General features: G+C 59.3%; 24 protein-coding genes. 8 read left to right on the top strand and 16 right to left on the bottom strand.

Annotation, left to right across the window (positions count from 1 at the left end):
• Positions 1 to 29: 29 nt before the first annotated feature.
• Positions 30 to 1,295, top strand: coding sequence for a Y-family DNA polymerase (locus CIT25_RS02920; RefSeq protein WP_095483076.1), 1,266 nt, complete (start codon positions 30 to 32; stop codon positions 1,293 to 1,295).
• Complete coding sequence (locus CIT25_RS02915; RefSeq protein WP_095483075.1) at positions 1,292 to 1,546, top strand: hypothetical protein; 255 nt, start codon at positions 1,292 to 1,294, stop codon at positions 1,544 to 1,546. Before CIT25_RS02920 ends, CIT25_RS02915 begins: the two co-directional genes overlap by 4 nt.
• A 36-nt stretch (positions 1,547 to 1,582) precedes the next feature.
• Here the strand turns inward: CIT25_RS02915 and CIT25_RS38390 are convergent, their stop codons facing one another.
• From CIT25_RS38390 to CIT25_RS02860, 11 genes are all read right to left on the bottom strand, one after another.
• Positions 1,583 to 1,765, bottom strand: coding sequence for a hypothetical protein (locus tag CIT25_RS38390; protein ID WP_095483074.1), 183 nt, complete (start codon positions 1,763 to 1,765; stop codon positions 1,583 to 1,585).
• A 3-nt stretch (positions 1,766 to 1,768) separates the two neighbouring features.
• Positions 1,769 to 2,464, bottom strand: a complete 696-nt coding sequence (locus CIT25_RS02905; RefSeq protein WP_095483073.1) for an SOS response-associated peptidase — start codon at positions 2,462 to 2,464, stop codon at positions 1,769 to 1,771.
• Positions 2,465 to 2,467: 3 nt separating this feature from the next.
• Entirely contained in the window at positions 2,468 to 2,833 is a 366-nt protein-coding gene (locus CIT25_RS02900) for a hypothetical protein (RefSeq protein ID WP_095483072.1), read from the bottom strand.
• Positions 2,826 to 3,059, bottom strand: a complete 234-nt coding sequence (locus CIT25_RS02895; protein ID WP_095483071.1) for a hypothetical protein — start codon at positions 3,057 to 3,059, stop codon at positions 2,826 to 2,828. Before CIT25_RS02895 ends, CIT25_RS02900 begins: the two co-directional genes overlap by 8 nt.
• Before the next feature lie 8 nt (positions 3,060 to 3,067).
• Positions 3,068 to 3,280 (bottom strand): hypothetical protein, encoded by a 213-nt coding sequence (locus tag CIT25_RS02890; RefSeq protein ID WP_095483070.1) that lies wholly within the window; start codon positions 3,278 to 3,280, stop codon positions 3,068 to 3,070.
• A 162-nt stretch (positions 3,281 to 3,442) separates the two neighbouring features.
• Positions 3,443 to 3,643 (bottom strand): hypothetical protein, encoded by a 201-nt coding sequence (locus tag CIT25_RS02885; RefSeq protein ID WP_095483069.1) that lies wholly within the window; start codon positions 3,641 to 3,643, stop codon positions 3,443 to 3,445.
• Between the two features lie 484 nt (positions 3,644 to 4,127).
• Entirely contained in the window at positions 4,128 to 4,523 is a 396-nt protein-coding gene (locus CIT25_RS02880) for a hypothetical protein (RefSeq protein WP_023802398.1), read from the bottom strand.
• Complete coding sequence (locus tag CIT25_RS02875; protein WP_095483068.1) at positions 4,516 to 4,767, bottom strand: type II toxin-antitoxin system Phd/YefM family antitoxin; 252 nt, start codon at positions 4,765 to 4,767, stop codon at positions 4,516 to 4,518. Before CIT25_RS02875 ends, CIT25_RS02880 begins: the two co-directional genes overlap by 8 nt.
• An 85-nt stretch (positions 4,768 to 4,852) precedes the next feature.
• The gene (locus tag CIT25_RS02870) at positions 4,853 to 5,113 is read right to left on the bottom strand and encodes a hypothetical protein (protein ID WP_095483067.1); all 261 of its coding nucleotides are present in this window, start codon (positions 5,111 to 5,113) and stop codon (positions 4,853 to 4,855) included.
• Positions 5,110 to 6,108 (bottom strand): hypothetical protein, encoded by a 999-nt coding sequence (locus CIT25_RS02865; RefSeq protein WP_245329746.1) that lies wholly within the window; start codon positions 6,106 to 6,108, stop codon positions 5,110 to 5,112. The genes CIT25_RS02870 and CIT25_RS02865 overlap by 4 nt, the downstream gene beginning before the upstream one ends.
• Entirely contained in the window at positions 6,108 to 6,557 is a 450-nt protein-coding gene (locus tag CIT25_RS02860) for a DUF3846 domain-containing protein (protein ID WP_095483065.1), read from the bottom strand. Before CIT25_RS02860 ends, CIT25_RS02865 begins: the two co-directional genes overlap by 1 nt.
• Positions 6,558 to 7,265: 708 nt before the next feature.
• Here CIT25_RS02860 and CIT25_RS02850 point away from each other — a divergent pair.
• The 3 genes from CIT25_RS02850 (at position 7,266) to ligD (ending at position 9,582) form a co-directional block, all read left to right on the top strand.
• Positions 7,266 to 7,826 carry a helix-turn-helix domain-containing protein gene (locus CIT25_RS02850; protein WP_095483064.1) on the top strand — a complete coding sequence of 187 codons (561 nt, stop codon included), beginning with the start codon at positions 7,266 to 7,268 and terminating at the stop codon, positions 7,824 to 7,826.
• Positions 7,813 to 8,115 (top strand): hypothetical protein, encoded by a 303-nt coding sequence (locus CIT25_RS02845; RefSeq protein ID WP_095483063.1) that lies wholly within the window; start codon positions 7,813 to 7,815, stop codon positions 8,113 to 8,115. Before CIT25_RS02850 ends, CIT25_RS02845 begins: the two co-directional genes overlap by 14 nt.
• Positions 8,116 to 8,625: 510 nt before the next feature.
• Positions 8,626 to 9,582: a non-homologous end-joining DNA ligase gene (gene ligD, locus CIT25_RS02835; protein WP_095483061.1), complete on the top strand. Its 957-nt coding sequence runs from the start codon at positions 8,626 to 8,628 to the stop codon at positions 9,580 to 9,582.
• Between the two features lie 303 nt (positions 9,583 to 9,885).
• Here the strand turns inward: ligD and CIT25_RS02830 are convergent, their stop codons facing one another.
• Genes CIT25_RS02830 through CIT25_RS02815 form a run of 4 tightly spaced genes read right to left on the bottom strand, consistent with a single transcriptional unit; the run spans position 9,886 to position 19,385 of the window.
• Complete coding sequence (locus CIT25_RS02830; RefSeq protein WP_095483060.1) at positions 9,886 to 12,678, bottom strand: phospholipase D-like domain-containing anti-phage protein; 2,793 nt, start codon at positions 12,676 to 12,678, stop codon at positions 9,886 to 9,888.
• Between the two features lie 5 nt (positions 12,679 to 12,683).
• Positions 12,684 to 15,692: an anti-phage-associated DUF1156 domain-containing protein gene (locus tag CIT25_RS02825; protein WP_095483059.1), complete on the bottom strand. Its 3,009-nt coding sequence runs from the start codon at positions 15,690 to 15,692 to the stop codon at positions 12,684 to 12,686.
• Positions 15,692 to 16,246, bottom strand: a complete 555-nt coding sequence (locus CIT25_RS02820) for a DUF3780 domain-containing protein (protein WP_095483058.1) — start codon at positions 16,244 to 16,246, stop codon at positions 15,692 to 15,694. Before CIT25_RS02820 ends, CIT25_RS02825 begins: the two co-directional genes overlap by 1 nt.
• Before the next feature lie 37 nt (positions 16,247 to 16,283).
• Positions 16,284 to 19,385: an anti-phage-associated DUF499 domain-containing protein gene (locus CIT25_RS02815; RefSeq protein ID WP_158302499.1), complete on the bottom strand. Its 3,102-nt coding sequence runs from the start codon at positions 19,383 to 19,385 to the stop codon at positions 16,284 to 16,286.
• A gap of 868 nt (positions 19,386 to 20,253) precedes the next feature.
• On the opposite strand from CIT25_RS02815, the gene CIT25_RS02805 reads away from it, so the two are divergent.
• The 3 genes from CIT25_RS02805 (at position 20,254) to CIT25_RS02795 (ending at position 21,947) form a co-directional block, all read left to right on the top strand.
• The gene (locus CIT25_RS02805) at positions 20,254 to 20,502 is read left to right on the top strand and encodes a hypothetical protein (protein ID WP_095483055.1); all 249 of its coding nucleotides are present in this window, start codon (positions 20,254 to 20,256) and stop codon (positions 20,500 to 20,502) included.
• A 19-nt stretch (positions 20,503 to 20,521) separates the two neighbouring features.
• Entirely contained in the window at positions 20,522 to 21,175 is a 654-nt protein-coding gene (locus CIT25_RS02800; RefSeq protein WP_095483054.1) for a recombinase family protein, read from the top strand.
• Between the two features lie 427 nt (positions 21,176 to 21,602).
• Positions 21,603 to 21,947, top strand: a complete 345-nt coding sequence (locus CIT25_RS02795) for a hypothetical protein (RefSeq protein ID WP_095483053.1) — start codon at positions 21,603 to 21,605, stop codon at positions 21,945 to 21,947.
• Here the strand turns inward: CIT25_RS02795 and CIT25_RS02790 are convergent.
• On the bottom strand, positions 21,944 to 22,665 hold a 722-nt coding region (locus CIT25_RS02790; RefSeq protein ID WP_167391028.1), incomplete at its 5' end, for an ATP-binding protein. The genes CIT25_RS02795 and CIT25_RS02790 overlap by 4 nt on opposite strands.

Genomic DNA, 22,665 nt, shown 5'->3' with positions numbered 1-22,665 from the left:
CTGCTTCTGTTCCTGCGACAGGAGCAACCATGCGCAAGCCGGAAACCATCGAACGGCTCTATTTGGATTTCGACGGCTTTTTCGCGTCGGTCGAACAGCAGTGCGACCGACGCCTGCGCGGTCGGCCGGTCGGTGTTGTTCCCTTCGAGGGAACGGATAGAACGGCCGTGATCGCATGCAGCCGCGAAGCGAAAGCTTATGGCGTCAAGAATGTCATGCCCATCAACGAGGCGAAGCGGCTTTGCCCGGAGCTCGTTCTGGTTCCGCAAAAGCCGGATTTGTATCGCCGGGCACATAATGCACTCTTATCGGAAATTGAAACGGTCATTCCGATCGACACGGCGAAGTCGATCGATGAGCTGACGTGCCGCCTCGACGAGGCGGGCCGATCTGACCCGCTCACCCTGGCGGCCAAGATCAAAGCGACGATCGCCGAAAATGTCGGACCATGGATCACGTGCACGATCGGGTTTGCTGCCAACCGGCAGCTCGCGAAAATTGCCTGCAAGGCTGGCAAGCGCGATGGCGGCCGATATGGCGACGGGCTGACGATCTGGCGGCCCGAAGACCTTCCGGCTGCGCTGCACGCCGTAACAATGGAAGAGATTCCAGGTGTCGGCGGCAACATGGCAAAGCGGCTCTATCGTGCCGGCATCTTCACGACGGAACAGCTTTACAATGTCCAGGCGAAGCATATGCGCAAGCTTTGGGGCAATGTTACCGGAGAGCGCCTTTGGTACGCCCTGCACGGTTATGACATCCAAGCACCCGCCTCGAGCCGTGGCATGTTCGGACATGGCCGCGTGCTGCCGCCGGAGTCGCGGACGATCCGTGGCGCGCGCGAAATCTCGCGCCTGCTGCTGATCAAGGCGGCGCGGCGGCTGAGGCGAGAAAACTTCTATGCGGGGGGCTTGTGGCTCTGGCTGTCGATCCGAGACGGGACTTGGATGGGAAAGCGCCATTTGCCGGTCGTCAACGACGATCAGGCCATACTGTCGGCGCTTTCGGAACTGTGGGACCAGGTAGGGAAGGACCACCCGCGCGGCCTGATGATTTTTCGGATTGGCGTCACGCTCTACGATTTGTCGCCATCACATGAACGCCAGCTCGATTTGCTGCTCAATGACGATTGCCAGCGACGGCGTTGGGAAAACGCCAGCAAGGCGATCGACAATCTGAATACGCGCTATGCCAGCACGGTCGTCAGCCTCGGCCAGTGGCGGCCGCCGGCGGGCGGCCATGTTGGCGGCAAGATCAGCTATACGCGCATTCCTTCAGCGGAGGATTTCTGGTGAAAAGCTGGAAGCGAAACATTCGCGTCGGTGACCTTGCCGACAATCAAAAGCTGGAAGTGCGCTGCAAAAAATGCGGCCACGTCCACTATCTCTCGCGGGCGATCGTCTGCACGTCCCCGGAACGTGAATTTCTCTACATCGACGAGCTGGAGCGCGAAACCGTGTGCAGGGCACGCGGCTGTCGCGGCGCGGTGCGGCTCTCGATGGTGCGGCTCGACGAGCTGAGTGGATTCGTCGGCGGCCTGGCCTAGCGGCGAAACCCTCTGCGCTTCTGTCGATTCTATCGCTCAATTTGAGCCGGCCTCAGTTCTCCCCGTCTCGCGATGTTCCCGGCAAAACCAAATCGTCTGTTTCCCGCGCGGAAAACCCCAGCCGCCCCATTTCGTGCATCCCGGATGCTCGCAATAGTGTTCGTAGATCCCTATCGCGCGCGACGCCGGCACCGGCTGGGATGAAGGATCGTCGCTCATCTGTCAGATCCCATACGCGGTTCGCATGTCGATTGGCGTGATCATCTCGTCGCCGCCTTTGTTCTTGCTCGAATTCACCTGGCGGTCGACGCGATAGAATTGAAGTTGGCCGTCAAGGTCGTGCGAAAGCAGAGCTTTGGCCTCGCCGCCGGGCGTCCTTGGATCGAGCCATGCATCGTAGACCTCGGGAGCGAGGATCACCGGTTGCCGGTCGTGCAGACTGACCATCGGATCTTGGGCTGGGGCGGTCAGAATCGTGCAGCTGGTGATGCCGAGTTTATCATTGTGGGCCCACAGTCCGGCGAACGAGAATGGCCGGTGATCTGGCAGAAAGATGTACCAGGGGTCACGCCCTTTGTCGGCAGGGCTCTGCGTCCATTCGTAGAAGCCATCCGCCGGGATCAAACAGCGTTTCGATTTGAATGCATCCTTGAAGGCGCCGGATGTGTCGGCCGTCTCCGAACGTGCGTTGAACATTGAGCCCTTCGGCATCTCCTTCGCCCACCAGGGCACGAGCCACCATCGGCCCTCGCGGAGTTTGTGGTTGCCGTCCTCACTGGCGGTAACGAAAACAACTTCCTCAGTGGGCGCGATATTGTAGGCCGGCGCGTCGTTGCGCTGCCGCTCCCAGTCCGTGGTAAGCCGGTAAAGCCGGCTAATTTCGGACCAGGTCAGATATCGAGTGTAACGACCGCACATGATCTAATCCCGTAAGATTTCCGGCACTCTTAAGGGGCCGCTTTCCAGAATCCTCTTGTATTCATCCTTCCGGTGCCATGCACCTCGTGCCCGACCATTCTCGCGATCGCGCTTCGGATCGAACATCACACCGCCGAAATGATCCTTGAAGGGCTCCGCGGATGCAAGATCGGCAAAGCAGTGGAGGCGATAGTGCTCCTGCTTGCCATTCGGCCACATTGCCGTGACGTGTCGCGTCAGATGGATGAGACCGCGTTTCCCGCAAAATTCCATGATCAGGGTCAGGTTATGCATGCAGCAAATGTCGTCTGGCAGCGCCACCTGATATGGGTAGGCGCGGTCGATCGCTGAGTAAGATAGCTCACCCATCCTCCGACCCGGCATCAGTTTCGATCTCCCATCTCTTGTGATGCCACTGCCGGCTGAAGCCTGAGGAGACCGCGACCCGAAAATATTGAACCTCGCGCTCCAAGTAGGCGACCTGCACGATCAGGGCGCGAACCGCGGCTCTCGCGTCGCCGTCACAGGAGACGATGACGGCGTCGACGTCGCGCTCCAGATCGTCATCCTGGTCGGATAATTTCTCGGCATGCATCAGGCCGCCTAGTTCGAAGCCATAGGGCCGTCGTAGTGGATATTGATGAGCCCCGGAACTGCTTCGGCGATCTGTTCGATCTGGCCTTCGAGATAACCGTTGTGGAGCATCGCGGCCTTGAGAGCTTTCAGCATGTCGCCGCCGTGGAGTGCAATCAGCTTTTCGGCCGCATGCTGCAGGGCAACTTCCTCAGCCACTGTCAGGGGAGTTTCCTTGTACATCGGGGACCTCTCTTTCGTGCGCATGCCACAGTGAACAAAATAAGAACAAAAGAGTCAAGCCGAACCCTTCATGTCATCGTCAATCGCCGTCCTGCTCGTCTTCGCTGCGCACTTCAGCCGTAAGGAAGCCGTGCCCTGCCTGGCAGGGCGCGGCGCCGTCGGTCACTTCTGCTTGTTGTCGTTGTCGGCCATTACGTCGAACTGCAACTGATAGCTGACCTCGACCTTGGCGAGGAAAGGAAGCGAGAAAGCGACGGAGATTTTAAGCTGACCGCCCTTATGGGACAGCTTGGCGATTTGCCGATTGATGTACTGACGAAGGCGGCGGCCGGTCTTCTGGCAGAAGGTTACGAGCGTTTTCATGAGGTAGATCCTCCAAAGTGGTTGTGCGCAATCGCGAAGCTCGAATTCGGCTGGAACTGCCAAGTGCACCGCGTCAGCGGTCGCAACGGAGCGAAGCGCAGAGGAGAACCCTTTAGGTTGCGCGCCGGGGCAGGGCCTGCCGTATCGTGCGCAGCATAAAGATTGCGAACTGCCACTTTGGAGCTGCCGGATAGCGCGGCCTTCGTAGCCCGGCCGCCTATCAGCATCATCAATCGGCAAATCGCCAACCGGCCGCAGGCCGGTTCTCCGCCGCCTTCTCGCTGGAGTGGTCCAAGACCTGGCTACGGCGTTCGACTTGCCGACAATGCCGACAGGCTGAAGTGACCCCGTATCGTGAAACGGAGCGGCGGCCGTGGTCGGGGAGGGGAGTGCGAGGGGAGGGGCGGAGGGGCGCCCCTCGATCCGGTCCTTGCCCGCTCGATGCGGGTAAGGAACCGGAGGCCTGCCAGGAAAATCAGTCCGGCTATTTGCGAACGATGCCGCGCAATCGACGCTGCGCCGCCGTCTCTTTGATCACGCCAGCAATCTTGCGGACAAATGCGGGACTGAACGCGCCGATCGGCGTCGTCGTCACCAGATCATAGGCTTCATCGACCTGCACCCGGTTATATTCGTCCAGGATCAGCCATGACGGATAGTCGAGGCCGCCGCGGCGGCATTCGATTTCGCTGATGGCTAGATGCGGGCGCGACCGGTCGGGTTTTTGCGAAGTTAGCGGAAAAAGAAACAAGGCTGCGGGCGTTGCTGGCGTCCGGACAACGATGCAAACCGGCCTCGCCTTGCGTCCGGATTCCTCGCCGGCGTCTGCTTCCCGCGCCCATAGGTAATAATATCGGAGCAGATCGCCGGCTTTAAGCATCGGGCTTGTCGCCGGAAATTATTGCATCCAGTCCAGTCATGAGTTCATTGTGGACTTCATCCGGTGCGTCCTCGAGCGTATAGGCGACCGAATGCGGCTGGCCGACGAGCTGGTGGTACTGAGCAGCGGACAGGATGACGAGCTTTTCCTTGCCGCGCTTGGTCAGGGCCACCGGCTCGATCAATGCCGTTTCGAGGATTTCGCCTGACACGCGATTCATGTCCGAGAATGTGAATTGCTTCATCGCCGTACTTCCTTTTGAAGTACCTACAATACGTAATTCACGTAAGAAAAGCAAGAATGGTGGCGCGCGAGCGCCACCATTCCTATCAGAATCGATCCGCCCGAAAGAGCGGCATTGTCCGTTCATTGCTGAGTGCGTCCCGCTCGGTCTGGAACGTGTAGCCGTCCCAATCCTTCCACGCCTCCCAGCCTTGGGCGGTGGCGCGCCCATACCAGACACGTACCTTCACCGCGTTTTCGGCCAGCGTCTCGACAATCGAGACGGTGAAGCTGCCGCCGAGATTCGACGGTGTGTCGAACACGGTGACATGGCGGCGGGCAGGACGCCCGAAAGGGGCCGCACTCATGCGGCACCTTCGGCGCTGATCGCCTTCATCACCCGTTCGGCGGCCCATCTCCCCGCCTCGTTCAAGTGCCGCTGCCACGCGCCTTGCGACGGCGACCAGCGGAAGCCATTGGCCTTGAGCGCCCGCCGCGTCGCCTCGTCGGGCTTGCCGGGAAAGATCATCTGAATGCGCGCCATGTTCGCATTCTCCTTGATCTCGACGGCTCCGGCCTGTGTCTCGACCTCTTGGCTTTGCGTTCCGCGCTCATGCATCCGAGCCAGAGATTTCAACCGCCCTTGCAGGCGGCGGATTTCTGCACGGTTGCCCGCCGTGTCGAATCCGCGTTTCCATTGCCAGTCGGCCAGCACGACGCCGCGTGCCGCCACTTCTGCCGAAAGGCCGGTCCGGGCGACGATCGCCGCAACCATGTCTGCGTCGTCGGCGCCGTCTTTTTCCATGCGCCTGATAATGGAGTTCGCGGCCTTCATTTTGTCGATCGACAAGGCCAGGTCCTCGATCTTCGCCATAATCCGTTGCAACGCTGATGGATCGCCCGAGCGGATCGGCTCGTCATCTGCGCCGTGGGGAAAGGCTTTCCGCTTCACCGCTTTCCGGGCCGCTGCTGAATGCGCGGCAAGATCGGCGTGCCGGGCATCGGAAATCTTCATCCGCTTTTCGTTGCGGGCAACGGGAAAGCGGGCTGGTCCAGTGATAAACCAGTTCATGCAGCGGCCTTCCGCCGCCCAATAGCGCCGCGTCAACTCGACGTGGCGGCGGGTGAAAGCCTCGATCTCCGGCTCCGGGTTCGGTGCGCTCGCCTTCTCCCACAGCTCCGCGACGTAGCCCGCAAACTCGTTCAGTCGGTGGGCCAGCTCGTCAAGCTCGGCGTTCGCGCGCCGGTCTGGAAAGTGGGTCAGTGCGTCGAACTGGTGTTCGATGTCCTTCGCTGCAATATTTGCGGTGAAGGTTCCTGTCACGATGGCGAGGCTTCGGTTTTCCACGATAGCGATTTTCATCATGCCTCTCCTTCAACAAAGGTCGGGGCAAGGCGGTCAATCCTGACCTGCAAGCCCATCAATGCGCCGGAGATGATCAGCCCTCCCGCCGTCATCTCGTCGTGGGTCGCAAACACCGGGTCCAGTACCGGACGGCAGCACTTGAAATGCGCCGAAGCGTCTTCAAGGCTTATCAGGGGAGAGTGGTAGGGTTCGCTTCCGTCACCGCCGACGAGAACGAGTCTGCCGGCCAGCGGCTGCGGGTATCCTTCAAAGATGGTGAAGGCGGTTAAGCCGTCGTGCAAGCCTTCCTCGTCAGCGAACAGGGAATGCCGTTCATCAAAGCGCACGACCTCGATCAAGCGGCACCCGATCAGGTCATAGATGGGTTTGAAGCTGATTCCGGCCGGAAGCTCGACGGCCCGAAAGATCGTGGTTTCGGGGTCCAGTAAGTAAGCAGTCTGTTTCATGGTCTAGCCCTTTCCTTCTCCGCGAAGCGGTCTCGTGCCCGAAGGGGCAGGAGCCCCGCTCCTGCTCCCGAGCTCGCGCGGAGCAGCGGGAGAGAGGGAGGCAAGGGAAAAAACGGAGGGGGTTCGCCCGCCCGAGGCGAAGCCGAAGGGGCGACGCATGATCCGCCTAAGCGGATCCGCGTCGATCCTGCACGGAGCGCGGACTTGGTCGCGCGGAGGAAGGACGGGGAGACCGTTTTTTTCCTTGCGAGGGAGAGAGGGCAGAGCCCTCTTTCCCTCTCTGAGGCGACAAAGTCGGCCGCGATCGCGGCCGTCACTCGCAAATGAAAGGAGCCGTCACTGGCTAGCGCCAGGACGGCTCCCGCGGTGAGTGGCAAGAAGGGCTAGCGACTTACCATCACCAACTCGTATTGCCCGAGCCGGCGCACTATGCTGATTTCGGGCCGTTCTGTAAACGGGCGATATCCCAATTTGGTGTACTGATGACGGCGTTCTTGCCGCGTAGCGGCCGCGCGTCCGATCGTCACCCGGATGGGCGGAGACTGGCTGTAGGCAAGGCTCCGTGCCGAAGGCATAGAGCGGTTTCGCGAAGCGACGCGCCCATAAATTCTGCCACGATCACGAGATTTCTAGGAGCATCCAGTCTACCAATTCGGTTACATTGATTCGAACGAACTCCGAAGATCAACGTCACTCTTGGCAGGAGCAATGGCAGGACCTTCTTTCGAAGAATGGATTTCTCACCTCGGTTTACAGCAGATCGACGATCCGCAAATTGACAAGCCGGTCTATCGGAAGACCAGCTTCGGCGAACTGGAATTAAGCGCAGAAATCGAAAAAAAGATCAGCACCAGCCTTCGCAACGCTCGCGACCGACGGAAAATCCCGCGATCGAAGCTGGCGCCGATGCTCGGGCTCAGCGACCAGGTTTATAATAGCTACGAAAACGCGGTTTCGCGGCTGACTGTCGGCCGGCTCCTTCACATCTGCGAAGTGCTGAGCATTTCACCGGTGGAGATCCTGTACCCTGTCGCACCGCATCTTTGGGGTGCAGACCAGGCCGAAGCGGAAACTCGTATGGCGATCGTTGAAAAGCTGGCGAATTTCGACGGGCTCACGCTTCAAGCCATTCTGAGCTTTCTTCACCACCTGAAGACAAAGGAGACTGACGAAGGTGGCAACGGCTATGACGGCGCGGCGCCAGCCGCGCCCTTATTCACTTCTGCTGTTCATGGTGCAAACGGGAGTGACGTTCATGGCGGCAAGTAACAAGCGGCTCATGAAGGCGAGCGAGGTTCCGGCGTTTGTTGATGCGATCATCAAGGCAGGCTGCGACATCTGCGCCATCGGCCATCACGGATATGTGCTCGGGGACGTCGACCTGTCGCCGGCAGAACAGGAAGTTGTCATGCCGAAGGTAAAGAAGATCGAGGAGACTTACGGCGATCGCGATTTCCTCATGCTGGAAATCGTTGCCTATCTACGATCGATCGGCCGGTATCTGGATCCCGGCTCGCCGGCGACGCACTGGTCGGAGAATACGAGAACTCATCACTGAAAGCCGGCGACACCCCCTCTCCGTCATTCTGAGAGAGGAGACTCCGGCCACTGCCTATTGCGTTCAAGGTGCTGGAACAAATTTGACCGCTGTAATATTCTCTCGACATGAGCGAGACCGCGGTCATTTGCCTCGATGACGCCCGTCCGGCGCGAGCTTGCCGTTGCCAGGACGAAGCACGGCAACGGCTGGGAAGTCCAGTCGATCGCTAACTGCTGGGGCGACACCATGGATGATCGTGAGACATTGGGGGCAATTCGCTTGTTCAACCGCACCGGCTCGATGTTTGCCGGTATTACTTGCTCGATACACTGATGCCGCCTCCCAAAATCGAACCGAGCGATCGTCTTACCATTAAGGTCGATGGGTTGATGGTATGGGAAACGGCCGCGTGATCTTCTCGCTTTTCGGCCATCCCGGAACCATCCCCGGAAACTCGCCACAGATCGTCAAGATCGAGAGGGGGAAAGCGCAGTCCAAGACCACCAGATCACGGGATCGGAAGGCTTTATGAAATGGGCGCGTCGAGCTACCAGCGCCCGTGACCGGCCGAGCGTGCCGGCCGGAGTGATCCCGCCGCTACTGCCGACCCTGGTTGATCGCGTCCCGCAAGGCCCTAACTGGCTGCATGAGATCAAATGGGACGGCTATCGGATCGGCGTCTATCTCGATAGAGGCAAGGTCAAAATCCTTACCCGCAACCTCCACGACTGGACCGTCAGGTTTCCAACCATCGTCTCGGCGGTGGCCGAACTCGACGCCACGGACGCGATAATAGACGGTGAGGCGTTCGTCGCCGACGACAAGGGCTTGTCGCACTTTTCTAGTCTTCAGCGGGCGCTTGGCCGCGGCGGGAGACGTCAGGACATCATGCTTGCCGTCTTCGACCTGCTCAAGGTCAACGGGGAGGATCTTTGCGATTTGCCACTCGTCGATCGGCGTGAAGCGCTAGCTGATCTGCTAGGTGAGGCGCCGCCAAACGGCATCGTTTTGAGCGACGAAATCAGCGGCGACAGCGACATTCTCGCAAAAGTCTGCCAGTTCGGTTTCGAGGGCATCGTCTCCAAGCTGCGCATCAGTCCATATCGATCCGGCCGGCGCCAGGAATGGGTGAAGACAAAATGCGTGCTGAGTGATGAGTTCATCGTCATCGGCTACGAGCCCGGCAACAGTTATGGCGGGCTGGGAAGCGTACTTCTGGCGAATGTCGAGGAAGGAAATCTGGTCTTCGCCGGCGGCGTTGGCACCGGCTTCAATGCGCGAACTGGGCCGGAAGTAAAGCGCCGGCTCAATGCCATTCGAATGGATAAGCCTCCAATTCCCGGTTTGAAGGTGAAGGGTGCGGTGTGGACGCGGCCGGAGATTGTGGTCGACGTCGAGTATCGCGGCTGGACCGAGGATCATCAGCTCCGGCATCCGTCATTCAAGGGAATTCGCGAAGACCGGTCGGTTGACGAGTTTCTGTAAGAAAGACAAGCCGATGAGAGTTCCCGGTCTTCGCGATGCTCGAAGCAATACCAGACCGTCTCTTTGCCGAGCGCAAAACGCCCCCTGCCTGCCCAACTTCGTGCAGCCCGCCGTTTACAAAATGTTCGTAGAGTCCGCCGGCTTGCGGTCGACTAGCGGATTGGCGAACGGATCGTCTGACATACGCTCAGTTTGATTGCCTCCAACGGCATTCTCGCGCAAGCCGGTCAAGCAGCTGTCTCAGGCGCGCGAGGCTCGGCAACAAGACGTCTTCGGCGCCTCGACTAACCGATCATCTCACGACTATCCACGTTTGGTGGGCCAGCCGGTCGAGAGGATCCGTTCGATGTCGCTGCGCGCAAACACCGCGCTCGCTTCATCCCAGCGCTGATCGTCCTTGTTGAGACCAGCCGCATACTTGGATTCGAACGGGTCGAAGCGCTTGCGCGGCACGGTGTAGTCGCGAAGTCGTTTTTCCAGCGTCTCGATGTCCTCGATCCAATCGGCGTCGATCGTCTCCGGCAGAGTACCTAGAATGTCGCTAGATACCTTCATTCGCTCCGAAAGCACGCGGTACACCTTCTCGTCGATGGTGCCCGCGTAACTTAGGTTTGCCATGTCGACCCGTGTACGTGTCTGACCAAAGCGCTTGATGCGTCCAATACGCTGCTCGAGGCGGGATGGATTCCACGGCAAGTCGACGTTTATGAGCGTGCCCAATGTCTGGAGATTCAGTCCCTCGCTCGCAGCGTCTGTTGCGACCACGAGTTTGATATCTCGGTTCGCGACAAGCTTCTTGATTTGCGCGCGGCCGATCGAAGTCGCATTGCCGTCGACTAAAAGGCGGGACTTTCCCGAACCTGCATAGAGGGCAATAACCTGCTCAGGATAAGCCCTGCTCAGCGATTCCGCGATCCACGCCGATGTATCGTAGTATTGGCTGAAAATAATCGATCCCATCTCGCGCCATGAACGAGAGGCTGACCGGTACTCGTCCAGGAAATATTGAACAGCTCGCAGCTTGGGGTCGTCGCTGCCTTGGAGCGCCTCAATCATCGTGCGCAGGTGTCGCCGCTCATCCGCTAATGCGTCAAACGCTTCACCCTCCATTTCCTCCTGAACATCGTCATCAAGTTCGCCCTCGCCCATCAGGGCAAGGGCCGTCGCGATTCCCGCGGCTTGGCTCGAACAGAGACGTTGCAATAGTAGAGTCTTCATGAAGCCAGCCGGCTTGTCGCGTTTCGCATAGGCCTTTGTGAAAGCGTTCACGGCCTGGTACGCGGTGTCAAACGCATCGGACGTGAATAGGCTGAGTTCCCTGAACAGATGGTCTGGCGGCGGGACGTCCCGGTTTGGGTGAATTTCGACGGGAAGGCTTGGCAACAGCCCCAACTTTTCAAGGTCGCGCCGCTTCCGGAGAACAACATGTCGCAGAAGCGGATTATCGCGCTGGAAATAACCGAGCCCCTCCCGCAACCCCGTGAGTTCCATGTCTGCCTTCGCTGTGACCACGGGATTAGAGATGTCGGACGCGAATTTCGTTGTCGCCCACTCACCCGGCTTCATTTCGAGCGCATCGCGGATGTCCGCGATGAGATCATCATCCGCAACCGGCGGCAGCGGATTTGTGAGGAGCTGCCATCCCTCTCGAAGGTCGGCGACCTGCCTGTCGCCTTTGAGGTAGGGAAGAACCACGTCGGGACGCCGCCAATGGGAGAACGATGTCCCTAGAACGAACTCCGCGCCTTGGTTAAGTGCTTCGAGCAGGTCCCAAAGATCCTTCTCGCTCGTCTGGATCGGTGTGGCAGTAGAGAGCAATAAATGCCGTGTCCGCGTCGCTATGCGCTCAATGAACGTTAGCAGATTGTTCGGCGTCCTAGCGGTAGATCCAATGGGCTCGGACCCACGTGCCTTGTGGGCCTCATCCAGAATGACCATGCCGAACTTCCGCCGAAGGAGGTGCTCCGCCTCCGATCCTGCTTTCGGGCTGCCATGGCGGTCCATCCCGTGGACGATGAGGCCTGTTGAGACAATCCCAATGGCATACGGGCAGCGGGCTACATCCGACGCTCCTGCGCCCTTGATCGTACGGCCGGCTGGGTCGATCCAACACTTTTTGGTGCTGTGCCATCGGGCGACCGGCATTCCGAGGCGATCGAGCAGCTCGATTTGCCACTGCTCCGTGAGCGTGGAAGGAACAAGGATCAAGACAGGACCGTCGCCAAGCAGCACCGAGATCAGGGCGGAAACCGCGAGCGACAACGTTTTTCCCACACCGACCTCGTCGGCCAACAGCGCCCGCACCTTTTCATATGTGTCTCTATGCGCGAGGAACTGAGAGACGAAAGCGCGTTGCCAAGGCTGAAGGGATTCGCCGTCGCGATAGATCGGGGATTCGACCAGAGCTGCGGGCGCCACTAATGCTGGGTTCGTGGCAAATTCTACGATTTCGACCTCGCGTCGTTCCGCAAGTCGGCCAACCTCACGAATGATCGCCTCGGGCAACGGCTTTCCCTGCGCCCACAACTCATCGAACTCGGCCTGCACCCATTCGACGCCTTCCGGCGAGGAGTCTTCCCAAACGAGCTCGTAATTGTGTTCCCACGCGGCCCGCGTCTCATTGATTGATCCTATGAAAGCGACGGCCCCGCTATCACCTCTGACGACGCCAGCCTTGCCATGGAGGAAAGGGGCGACCGTCCTGGGCACAACTCGTATCTCAACTTTGCCGGCGCTCAGAAGTTCGTATAGCTTGGCATAGCGCCCGCGATGCACTGTCGCATCCACGACGATGTCGTCGTCGGTGAAGCGTTGGAACAGTTTGGCGTCGCGAACCTTCTGAGCCGCCTCAACATCCTCGGCATCGAGATCCGCATTTGCGACAATACGAACCTTTTCGATAGCCTCAATTTCCTCGCCAACTATCTCGAAGATAGATGACCGGAAATAACCCGCGATGCGGTCGTATGTCCGCGCACCTCTAAGCCGGTCGGCGAGGTACGTGCGAGAAAGGCGGCCGTGCCGAGAAGAGAAGCGCGATAGACCGCCGCCATCAGCAAACTGGGTGCAGCTGGAACGGAAAGGGTTTTCCTCCATGGATGTCAGAGCCGCTCATTCCTGAGGAGGTTAGCAAGAACACCTGCATGACGCCCCTCATCGTCGTCCCGTCCTCGCTTCGTGACAAAATACTCGGCGACCTCGATCATGTCCTGTCGACGCCTAAAGTAGTCGGGCATGATGTCCTGAAGCTGTGCAAGAACAATCTCCGGTTCCACCTCCCTAACCAACGCGTCTACACCGAACAGCACGGCCCTAATCGCGCCGTCACCAAAGTCGGGAATGTCAAAACCCGCGCGGGGCCCGAACTCGATGGCACGCTTTAGGCGAGCCGAATTCGGTCTTACATTGCCCATGAAGGGATTGTAGTCGGACACACGGAAGGCGCGTTGGAAATTCTGATAGTTATCCAACTTCGAGTGTCCTCCGGCTTCGAGTCCCACCATCTTGAGATAGAAGCGCTCAGGGCCTTTGAGCTGCTGCCACAAGCGCGCACTGATCCCATCGGGAACCATATGCTCATTTGCGACGCTGACGGCGTATTCGATCATCCGATCGACGACACCTACCTCGCCCTTTCGCCGCTGGCGCACCGCCTCGACCGTCATGTCGCGGCCGTCGATCTTGGTATAGCCGGTTAGGACACGTAGCGCGGCCGCATAGCCCGCCATCTGAAGGTCGGCATCCTCGAACAGGTTCTCCACGCGCCCGTTGCCCTTCAGCGACTGGTTGAGGCCAACGAGTGTGTCTATCTGGTGTGCAACCTCGGCTCGGACGTCTTGGACAATTTCGTCCTCGTATCCGGAAACTGACCCACGCCGCTTGCGCAGTACCAAAATCACCGTCCCCTGGACGTAGCCGCCTTTCCTGAGCTCGCTTGTCGTTTCAGTGGCGATGTACCACGCAGCCTGGACTTGCAGCCCCGCCCCCCAGAATATCTGTGCGAGATCTGCCCAGACTGAACCCGACTGATGAGTGAACATAACGACCTGAAGGCCATTGTCCGGCATGTGATTTGCCATAGCCCCGTAGGCGGCCACCATCTCCCGGCGGAAATCTTCTCCTTCGCCCTTAATCGCGAGTGGACGTCTGGAGTCCCACGTCCACTGGTCGAATGGCGATGGCGGATTGCGCCTAAGCCAAGAGATGAAGAACTCTGTGATCTCGTGGTAGTGCACCGCATCCGCGTAGGGCGGGTCAGTGATAAAGATATCCGCGACCTCCCTAACATCGTCGGCCGGGTGCGTTTCGATCGTGGCGTGGCCGGTAAGGGCATGACGATTTGGGAGGTCTTCGGCCAAGTCCCGAAGATAGGGAAAGGCACGGCAAGAGTAGTTAAAGAACGTCTTGAGGCCCTGCGTATCGAAAACAGTTTGGCTCTTTTCGCCGGAAGCGTCCCAACGTGTGTTACGCGCCATGCGGTCAGCGAGCTTGGCTAGCAGCAGGGCCTCGTGCGGTGCATCGGGATCCGCAAAACGTCGAAAGCAGGACAGCATGTGAAGCTGTCGTGGATTGAAAAAGTGATGCCAGTAGGTCCAGCCCATGGTCCTGATCGGACCTTCAGTCTCGCGGCCGTCGAGGATCGGCATATCGGGAGCCCATCCTGCCTCTTGCCATTTCGCCAGGTTCTCGCGGACGATCGACTGCACCTTCTTCTCGCGAAGTAGATCGGAGTCATTGACTGAGGAAAAGAAGGTCTCATAGCGCTGTTTTCCGACCGTCTTGGCGATGATCCACTGGATGCAGTAGAGACGTTCTTGGAAAATATCGTCGCCGCGAGGAATGAAGTCTGCCTTTTCCCACTGGCGTAGCTGGTTCTTGCTGGATCCATCAGGTGCCCGATGGTCACCTCGAATCGATTTGATGGATGTGCGATGCAGTTCCCCATCTACGCTATGGACCAGATATCCATCCACGAGCGTGCCTGTTTCCGCTGCCTTCATCTGAGCAGTGCTTACACCGTCCACGACTTCAATCTCGTAGCGACGGTTCTCGCGATCGGGGACAAGATGAACTACAACACTCCTCGTCTTGCTGATGATCCGGGACGGCAGTAGTGGTACCATCCAGCCGGATGAAGGGCACCGCGTCTCCAGACAATAGAGAAAGGCCTTAGCGCGATTGCCGACTTCGTCGTGCTCGATAGCGAGCATCGTGATCTCGCGATCGACACGCGATGATAGCGCGGCTTGCGTCGCCTTCATCTCGGCATGACCGGCCGCCGAAGCGCCGATAATGTTGAGCGCTCCCCAAGTCAGCATGCAAGCGATAGGGTTAAGGTCTGAGGCATGTACATCGCAGCCCATCCTTGCGGCCTCGAACGGGATTGAACCACCACCCGAGAAAGTGTCGGCAATCTTCGGCTTACGTCCAAAGCGCATGATGCCAAGCTGCTCAACGAGCTCGGCATGGCTATTGGCGCTAGTGCCAAGATGCTCGTTTACTTCTCGCCAGATATCGGCGTAGTCCTCTCTGCCGAGCTCCTCGGGTCGAAGCGATCGCGACACTCGCTCCTCGTATGGCACCGCGGAAAGCAGCATCGCCTTGATATGGATCCGCTCTTTTGCAGTGATCTTGGGGTTCCATATCGCTGTCCGGAGCCGTTCGCTGAACTGGTGATCCTGTAACAATTCCGATGCCGCAGCCGACTGTTCAGCGAGAATCGCCGAGCCGTCTTTGCAGACAAACTGATCCTTAAGAACACCTTGCTTCAAAGCGAGCGTCGCAAGTTGCGGGACGCTCGTGCGGTTGTCGCGAATTCCGAACGCGAGGTCATCCATGGCCATGAGACGCTCGAAAATCCTGAGGTCTGCTTCCGGATTGTCTGTAGCAGGAAGCAGGCTACCCAAAATGCAGGCGCGGACAAGCACAAGCGGCTTGCGACCCTTCCAGTACGAGCCCAGCGCCGTAAGGGTCTGACCTGATCCTGCTTTGCGTTCCTTTTTCGCTTCGGCGGAGAGCTTCTGAGCCGGCCAAAGCCGTTCGATCAAAGCCGGGGCATCGGCCAGCGTGCGCACCTTGATCTCGCGCCTATCGAGTGTCGTCACTGTCATCAGAGCCCTTCCAGCAGCGTCGGCCGGTACGCGTCCGGCAGCGCCGCACCTTCTGTAAGTCCGTAGCGGATCGCCTTGCGCCAACCCCGGTTATATTCGTCGGCCTTGCCCGAATTGTGGGCAGCCATCGCATAGAGCCACCAGCGTTCCTCTGGACGCAGACCTGTCCAGGCATTCACCGCCGCCGGAACCAAGCTCTCGTCGCACTCATCGATCGCCCAAAGCAGCACGCACATCTCGCGTCCGAGCAAGCGGTGAACCCGGTTATCGCCGGCCTCCCACCGACCCGACCGCAATTTTCGGCTCTTCAGACGTTCGTTGAATGCGTTTCTGAGCGGTGTAGCGACCATCCTCCAACGTCGCGGGTCCACCCGGCAGCGTAGTACTTGGTCGACTGGCCCGTTCTCCTCGGAGTCAAACTTGGGGCCGGAGATGCCGTAGTCTTCGATGACGGTAACCAGCTCGCGCCCAGATGGGCTGATCCGCACGATGAAGTGTTGCGGATCGATTTCATTCTCCGGCACGCCGAATCCGGCAGTGGGTCTGCTTGACATCTCTATTCCTTGTGCGGGCCATCCTGTCCGGATTCTCTCAGCTCTGTTCGATTTCGCCTATGGTGAGCGTTTCACTGATGGCTGCCATGAGATCGTCGAGGTCGGCCGCACGGTCGACGTCGGCACTCTTCCAACTGATTGTCACGTCCGCGTTGTCATCTCCGAGTTCTGTCCGCGCGTATTTGGTGATGCGCTCAATTGCCTCGGCGGTGACGTCAACCTCCGAGCCAAAGTGCGTGCTGACATTCCTGCTTCCTGAGCCGACCGTGACCAGCACGTTGCGGAAGCGGACGCGGGCCTCCTTGCCCTTGGTTATGACAGCGAAAACCTTGTCCGTTGTCGTGACTTGCACTGCTTTTTTGGCTCGCGCCGGTCGTTCGCGGTCGATCTTCGCCCCATCGCCCTCGCGACGCGGGATCTTGAACTCCTTCGTCGTGCTGACACCGGCGGCCTCAGCATAGGCGTAGATGACAACGTCCTTTTCCCCATCAAGACGGATCGGCCCACCATAGAGTTTGCCCTCTCTCGCGACGGTGGCGTCCGTGTTCCATCGGATCTCTCCGGATGGGACGACCGATAGCGTCACCTCGTAGCCCGTACCCGCCGGCTTGGGATTATGGGTGAGATTAAGCTTGTTCGTCCAGGCGAAGGCTCCGCCGGTCTCGTGATCGCCCTCGGGGTCCACTGCCAGGAAGTAGATGCGCATCTCTGCGGTCTCAAACCTCGGCTCATCCAGACGTTGCGAGGACGTGGAGACGTCTGGAGAGGTCGACCAGTAGATGCGACCGCGTCGCCCAGCATTCTTCGCCAGCACGTTGATCGTGGCGATTCCGGTCTGCTCGTCGTAGGCCGCCTCAATGACGCCGACGCTGGTCTTCTCCTTGGGAAACGGCCCTTTCTCGATGCTGCCGGTGTCGGTGCCCCGCCAGCGTTGCCGCGAGATCGCGAGGCGGCGTAGCTCCTCGAGGCCAGTTCGGGGCAACCAGAGCCACCGGACGTTACTCATCGCCCTGTCTTGAATGTCGCCCCAAAGCGTCGTGCGGGTGTGCGGCGGCCAAAGTATATCTTCGGCACGCTCGACGAGCATCTCGTAATTCATTTCGATGTCGGTCACGAGCTTCTTACTGCCAGTGGCAGTAAGGGCATTTTCTACCGCGGTCTCGCCATCGTAGCCGGCGGCTCCATTGAGGCGGAAATTGTCTAGCTTCAAGGTGGCGCCGAGCAGGCATTCGCCGCTGGAGTCGCGTCCTGGATACCAGATCTTGTTCAGTGTAGAAGCGATGGTCTGATAGACGTCAAGCTCGGCATCCGATGCACGATTCTCGAGGTCAGGCCTATTCGGACTTCCGGGGCCTTCCTGGTCAAGGACGCGAGCAATTGCATAGGCGATCCTGAGCTTCTCCTCAACGGAGGCGAGGTCCAACCCCTCACCGCTGACGATGCCAAAATTGTTCCTGTCCTTGGTGAGCTCGAAGAGTTTGCGCGCCTTATCCGGCGGCATCTTCGCGTCAGGCGAGAGGACGATCAGAGCGCGGTCGCCGCGGGTATTAATCTCGTCCATTTTTGGCATGGCGAGCACACGTGTGTAGGCAGTCCGACGGCGGGCGGTGAATATCTCCTCAAGCCTGCGGGCGAGGTCTTGCTCGATTTTGTGAGGCGGCGCGTTGCGCGCCATGTTCTCGATCTTCTTGGTTAGGTTTTCGTTCTTCGAAAAGTACCATGAACCATTGTCTCGCTTATGCAGATACCAACACTTGGAAGTTAGATTCTCGAGTGCGGCGACGAAGTCGTTCTCTTCGCGCAGCGGAGCTACCAAAAAAGAGAGAATGTCCGCGGGCTGAAGTCCCTTTACCGCGTCCGAGGACTCGGCGAGCGATGCCATCAGGATCAACCGGGCGGCCTGGCTGGCGGCATCATTCCCAGCATCAGCGTCGATCAGCTCGGCGTGTGCGTCACTCGACCCGGTATCTACCACATCAACGGTAATAGCCGCGTCCAGGTCGTAGATATTGTTTACCATGTCTCGGATGCCACGGTCGGCAAGGTCTAGGTGCTGCGGACCGATCAGATACACGTCGTTTGTCTTCCGCTTCTGGACAGAGCGGATCATGAGCGCAGCGATCGTCATGAGGCCGCGCGTCTGCCGGAAGCCCTCGTTGTCCTTAAAGGTCGCGACCACGGTTTTGAGGCTCGGATGGAAGGGATAGGTGGCTGCGACCTCGTCCGCGATCTTCTCTGCCGCGCGCTCCAGCGTTTTTGATCGCACCGCGTCCGCGAGCACACGCCCGTAGGCGTCGGCGACACTCTCTATGACGGCGGGCGCGGGCTCGCGCGCCAAAAGGCGCTTGCGAAGAATATGATAGATTTCGTCGGAGCCAAGCTCGACGGGGGTGATCGGCTTCGCCTGCCGGCGCGCCTCGTTGGTAATCTGGGACATAATGCGCGAAAGCTCGGCGCTTGACTTGTACTGGCCGACGAGCGTCGACAGCACAATGCAGACGCGGGGAAGCTTTATTGCTGCTGACAAGAGGTTGGAGATCGCCGCCGACGTGACGTCCCCAAGCGTGCCGGACCCGACTGTGATGGTGACCGCCTTATCAAGATAAGGAGGGAGTTCGTCGATCAAGATCAGGACGGGCGCGTCGCCGATCAGGTTGATCCAATCGCCTTCGTTGGGCGCACGAGCCCCGTTGCTCCAAAAGCGTGCGAACTCATCGCCCTTGGCTAGCTGCTCGGCAATAGACCCCCACAGGAATTTATCGTGGTCAATATTGCGGCCGCTTATCACGACGACCTTGGCCGGTCGCGGCGTGAAGCCTTCCGTGATGCGTGCGCTGACTGCGCCGGTAACGCTCGGGTGCGCCGCAAGGTAGCCCAGCGCCAGCATGGAGTGCGTCTTACCGCCACCCATCGCCTGGCGCAGCTCGAAGGTGGCTTGGTCATTGCCTCCAGACAGGCGCCGCAGACCATGCCTGAGCAATTGCGCCATGCCGTCGGTAACGTAGGTTCTCTCAAAAAAGTTGCGAGCGTCGGCCTCACTGTGTTCGGCGAGGTCGCCGAGATCCTCAACCTGCTTGGATAGAGCGTATTCCAGCGCGTCCTGCTTGAACTCGCACGCGTCTACAATCGTCTGAAGCATCATTCGGCCCTGTGGAGGTGGCGCTCGACGAGCGCAATCGTGGATTGTACTGCGCTGCCGCGCTCGAGCAGCAGACGATGAAGCTGACGGGGAACGTGGTCCGGAACCTCGTGCTTTTGCGCGACCCAGTTCCGCATAGTCCGGTCTGTGACGCCAAGATCGCGCGCAAGCGGACTCTGCCACCGCGCGCCGTAAAGCGCCGGTCCGACAGCGTCTAGCAGATTGCGCCCCCCATCCATATTCCTAGTTGTAGGAAGAACTCATCAAATCGCCAAGTGGATTCTTTGGGAAGTCAGCGGGTTTGCGCGTGAGTGCGAATAACAGATGCGCGTTTTCGCAAATAGCGGTTCCGCACGAGCATCTTACCCGGCAATTTACTGGAATTATTAGTGCGGCTAGGCGCGCCGCGTCCAGGTTAGCTGCACGCGAGGCACCATCCCGATCCGCGAAGCCATCAACGCTCTTCGGGAATCTTCTGGTAGCGATAGAGGCGTGTGACCTGCCGGCAGCTCCCCTTTGCGAAGGCTTTGGCCAGCGCACATTTAGAAAACTCGTCACGGCTTCCGGCGCACGGGAAGATCGCAACCGACGAAGTCCAACTCGCAAATTGGGGGCTTTGTGACTTATCCTGAAGAATCTACCTTCTGCTGCCGAATCTGTCGTTGGCCGTGCCTGTAGGGCAGCGCTGACCCTTTCTTGGAGCTGCAGCCTGATCTAATCATCCCCTGGCGTCAGAAAATCCACAACGCCGGCCCAAATGGGTGGTCTTTTGGCGCATGGCCAAATAGACTCGCTCTTTCAATTAATGAGCTAGGCCCGTAAGCTACGCGCATTGAGGTATACTCAAATTGGCCAGAGGGGACGATCCGTGACCGACCGCGAATTGCAGCACATCATCACCAAAGCTCGCGACGCCAAGCACGGCGGGTTTGGAGTCTTGTCCACCGGCGAGAAGTTGGCCGCCGCCCTGGTGCTCAACCGGCCCGACTGGCTGGGCGAAATGAACTACACGCTCGCCGAGGCGATCGAGCGCGTCGGCCCGCAGTGGCTGGCCCTGATTCCCGAAGCAGCGCGCGTGCTGGAATACGAAGACGAGCACGTCGCGGGTAAGGCATGAATAGCGAGAGATCCCCGGTTTGCGCGTCGCGCGTATCTATTTGCGGGTCAGCACCGAAGAACAGGACCTGGCTCGCCAAGAGGCGATGGTAGGCCAAGCCAAAGCGGCCGGATATTACATCGCCGGCGTCTACCGCGAAAAGGCGTCGGGTGCTCGCGCCGATCGGCCGGAGCTGCTGCGCCTCATCTCTGACCTCCAGCCGGACGAGGTCGTCATTGCGGAGAAGATCGACCGCATTAGCCGCCTGCCGTTGCCAGAAGCCGAAAAGCTCGTTGCCACGATCCGCGCGAAGGGCGCACGGCTTGCCGTGCCCGGCATTGTCGATCTGAGCGATATCGCGGCCGACGCTGAGGGTGTCGCGAAGATCGTCCTTGAGTCGGTGCAAGAGATGTTGCTGAAACTCGCCCTGCAGGTCGCTCGCGACGATTTCGAGGATCGGCGTGAGCGCCAGCGCCAGGGCATCGATCGAGCAAGGACCAACGGCAAATACGCCGGCAGACAGGCGGATGCGGCGACACACGAAAGAATCGTCGCCCTGAGAACGGGCGGAAACAGCATCGCTCGCACCGCTAGACTCGCAGGATGCAGCGAAAGCCAGGTCAAACGCGTTTGGGCGGAGCATCAACGTTCAAAAGGCGGCTCGCGTGCAACAGTCGGCGGAAATGCAACCTAGACCATACAAAGTCGAATAGGTCGCCATATTTATCGTTGGCGACAGAATCGGCATGAGAAGAAGCGCGCCACAGTGACAAGAAATTACCAAATGTAAGCAGTCGCACGTTTGCCCCTCGTGCACCTGATCGAAATTTTTCAACCACATTCAAGTCACTGAGAGGGAAGAAAGGGCTCTGCCCTCTCTCCCCCACAAGCAGAAAACCGGCTTTCCCCATGCTTCGGCCTACGGCCTGCAGCACCGGCCGGAATCCGCTCCGCGGACTCCGGCCCGCCCTTCGGGTGGGCGATCCCCCTTCCGGTTTTCAGCTTGTCCCCCGTTCTCCCGGTCCTCGCCGGACAGGCAGGGGCAGGAGGAGGCCTGCCCTGCCTTCCATTCGGAAGGAAAAAAGAGGGTGCGGCCGCTTTTTAAGGGAGCTGGTGCGGCGATGATCGAAGCGAGGATTAGCGGCACAGGGTTGCGTCTTGCCGATGTGACGGAACGCCATATGGCGGCGCAAAGAGCTGCGAGTGATGCCTTGATGGAGTGGGACCGGCGGCGGGCGGCCGGCGTCGTTAGCGATGTTGCCTATGCGATCGCGGTGTCGGCCGTCGCGACAGAAGAGGCCACGGCGCGACGCGAGGTGATGGAGTACCAGCCAGTCGAATATGAGGAATCGATCGGGAAGCTGGTCTACATCGCTGCGTTCCTGATTGCGACGCGGTTGCGGCTGGAAGATGGGGAGATGGTGAGGGTTATGGAAACAGCCGCACCGTTCGATGGCACGGGTTAGGAGTTCTCGCCCGTCACCGCGGCTGGCTGAACCGGCACACGGACTTTAACGACGGTACCTGCGTCGGGCTTGCTGTCGATAGTGAGCTTGCCTTTGAGGGTAGCAACCATCTGTGCACAAGCGGTTAGGCCGAGGCCGACATGGTTTCCGGCCTTGGTCGAAAAGAAGGGGACAGTAGCTTTTTCCATGATTTCTGGGGTCATGCCCGCACCATTGTCTTCGACCTCGAGCAACAGATCCGTGCCGCCGAGAATGCGTCGGCGTTTGAGGTCGGTGCGGACGACGATCTTGGGGTTTAAACGGCCGTTGACGGCCGTTTCGGCGTTCTGGATGAGCTCGTTGACCAGCAATTGGAATTGCGTTTCGGGTACCGGAAGATTGACGGTCTCAACGACAATTTCCAGCTTCACGAGCCCTTTGCGAGCCTTGGCGACATTTCGCAGAATCTGGCCCAATGGTGCGGAACGCGGGTCGCGCTCGGAATAGGCGATCTTGAGCAAGCTGTCGTTGATGGCCTCCAGCTCATTTGCCGCACCGCGCGCCGCCTTTAACATTTCCTCACTAGGGGGCTTCGCAAGCCCTGCATTGTCGAGAAAGAGCCTGAGTGCCGTGACCCGCGATCGTGTCATGTGGGCGAACAGCGAAGCGAACGAACGCATACGCTGATCGCGACGGCTCACGAAGGCGTATCGCTGATGGATCACGAGATAGAAGGTCG

Origin of the sequence: Mesorhizobium mediterraneum (assembly GCF_002284565.1) — a bacterium.
GTDB lineage: Bacteria > Pseudomonadota > Alphaproteobacteria > Rhizobiales > Rhizobiaceae > Mesorhizobium > Mesorhizobium mediterraneum.
Note: the sequence above shows the minus strand (reverse complement) of the source record. Positions and strands in the feature narration are given on the sequence as shown.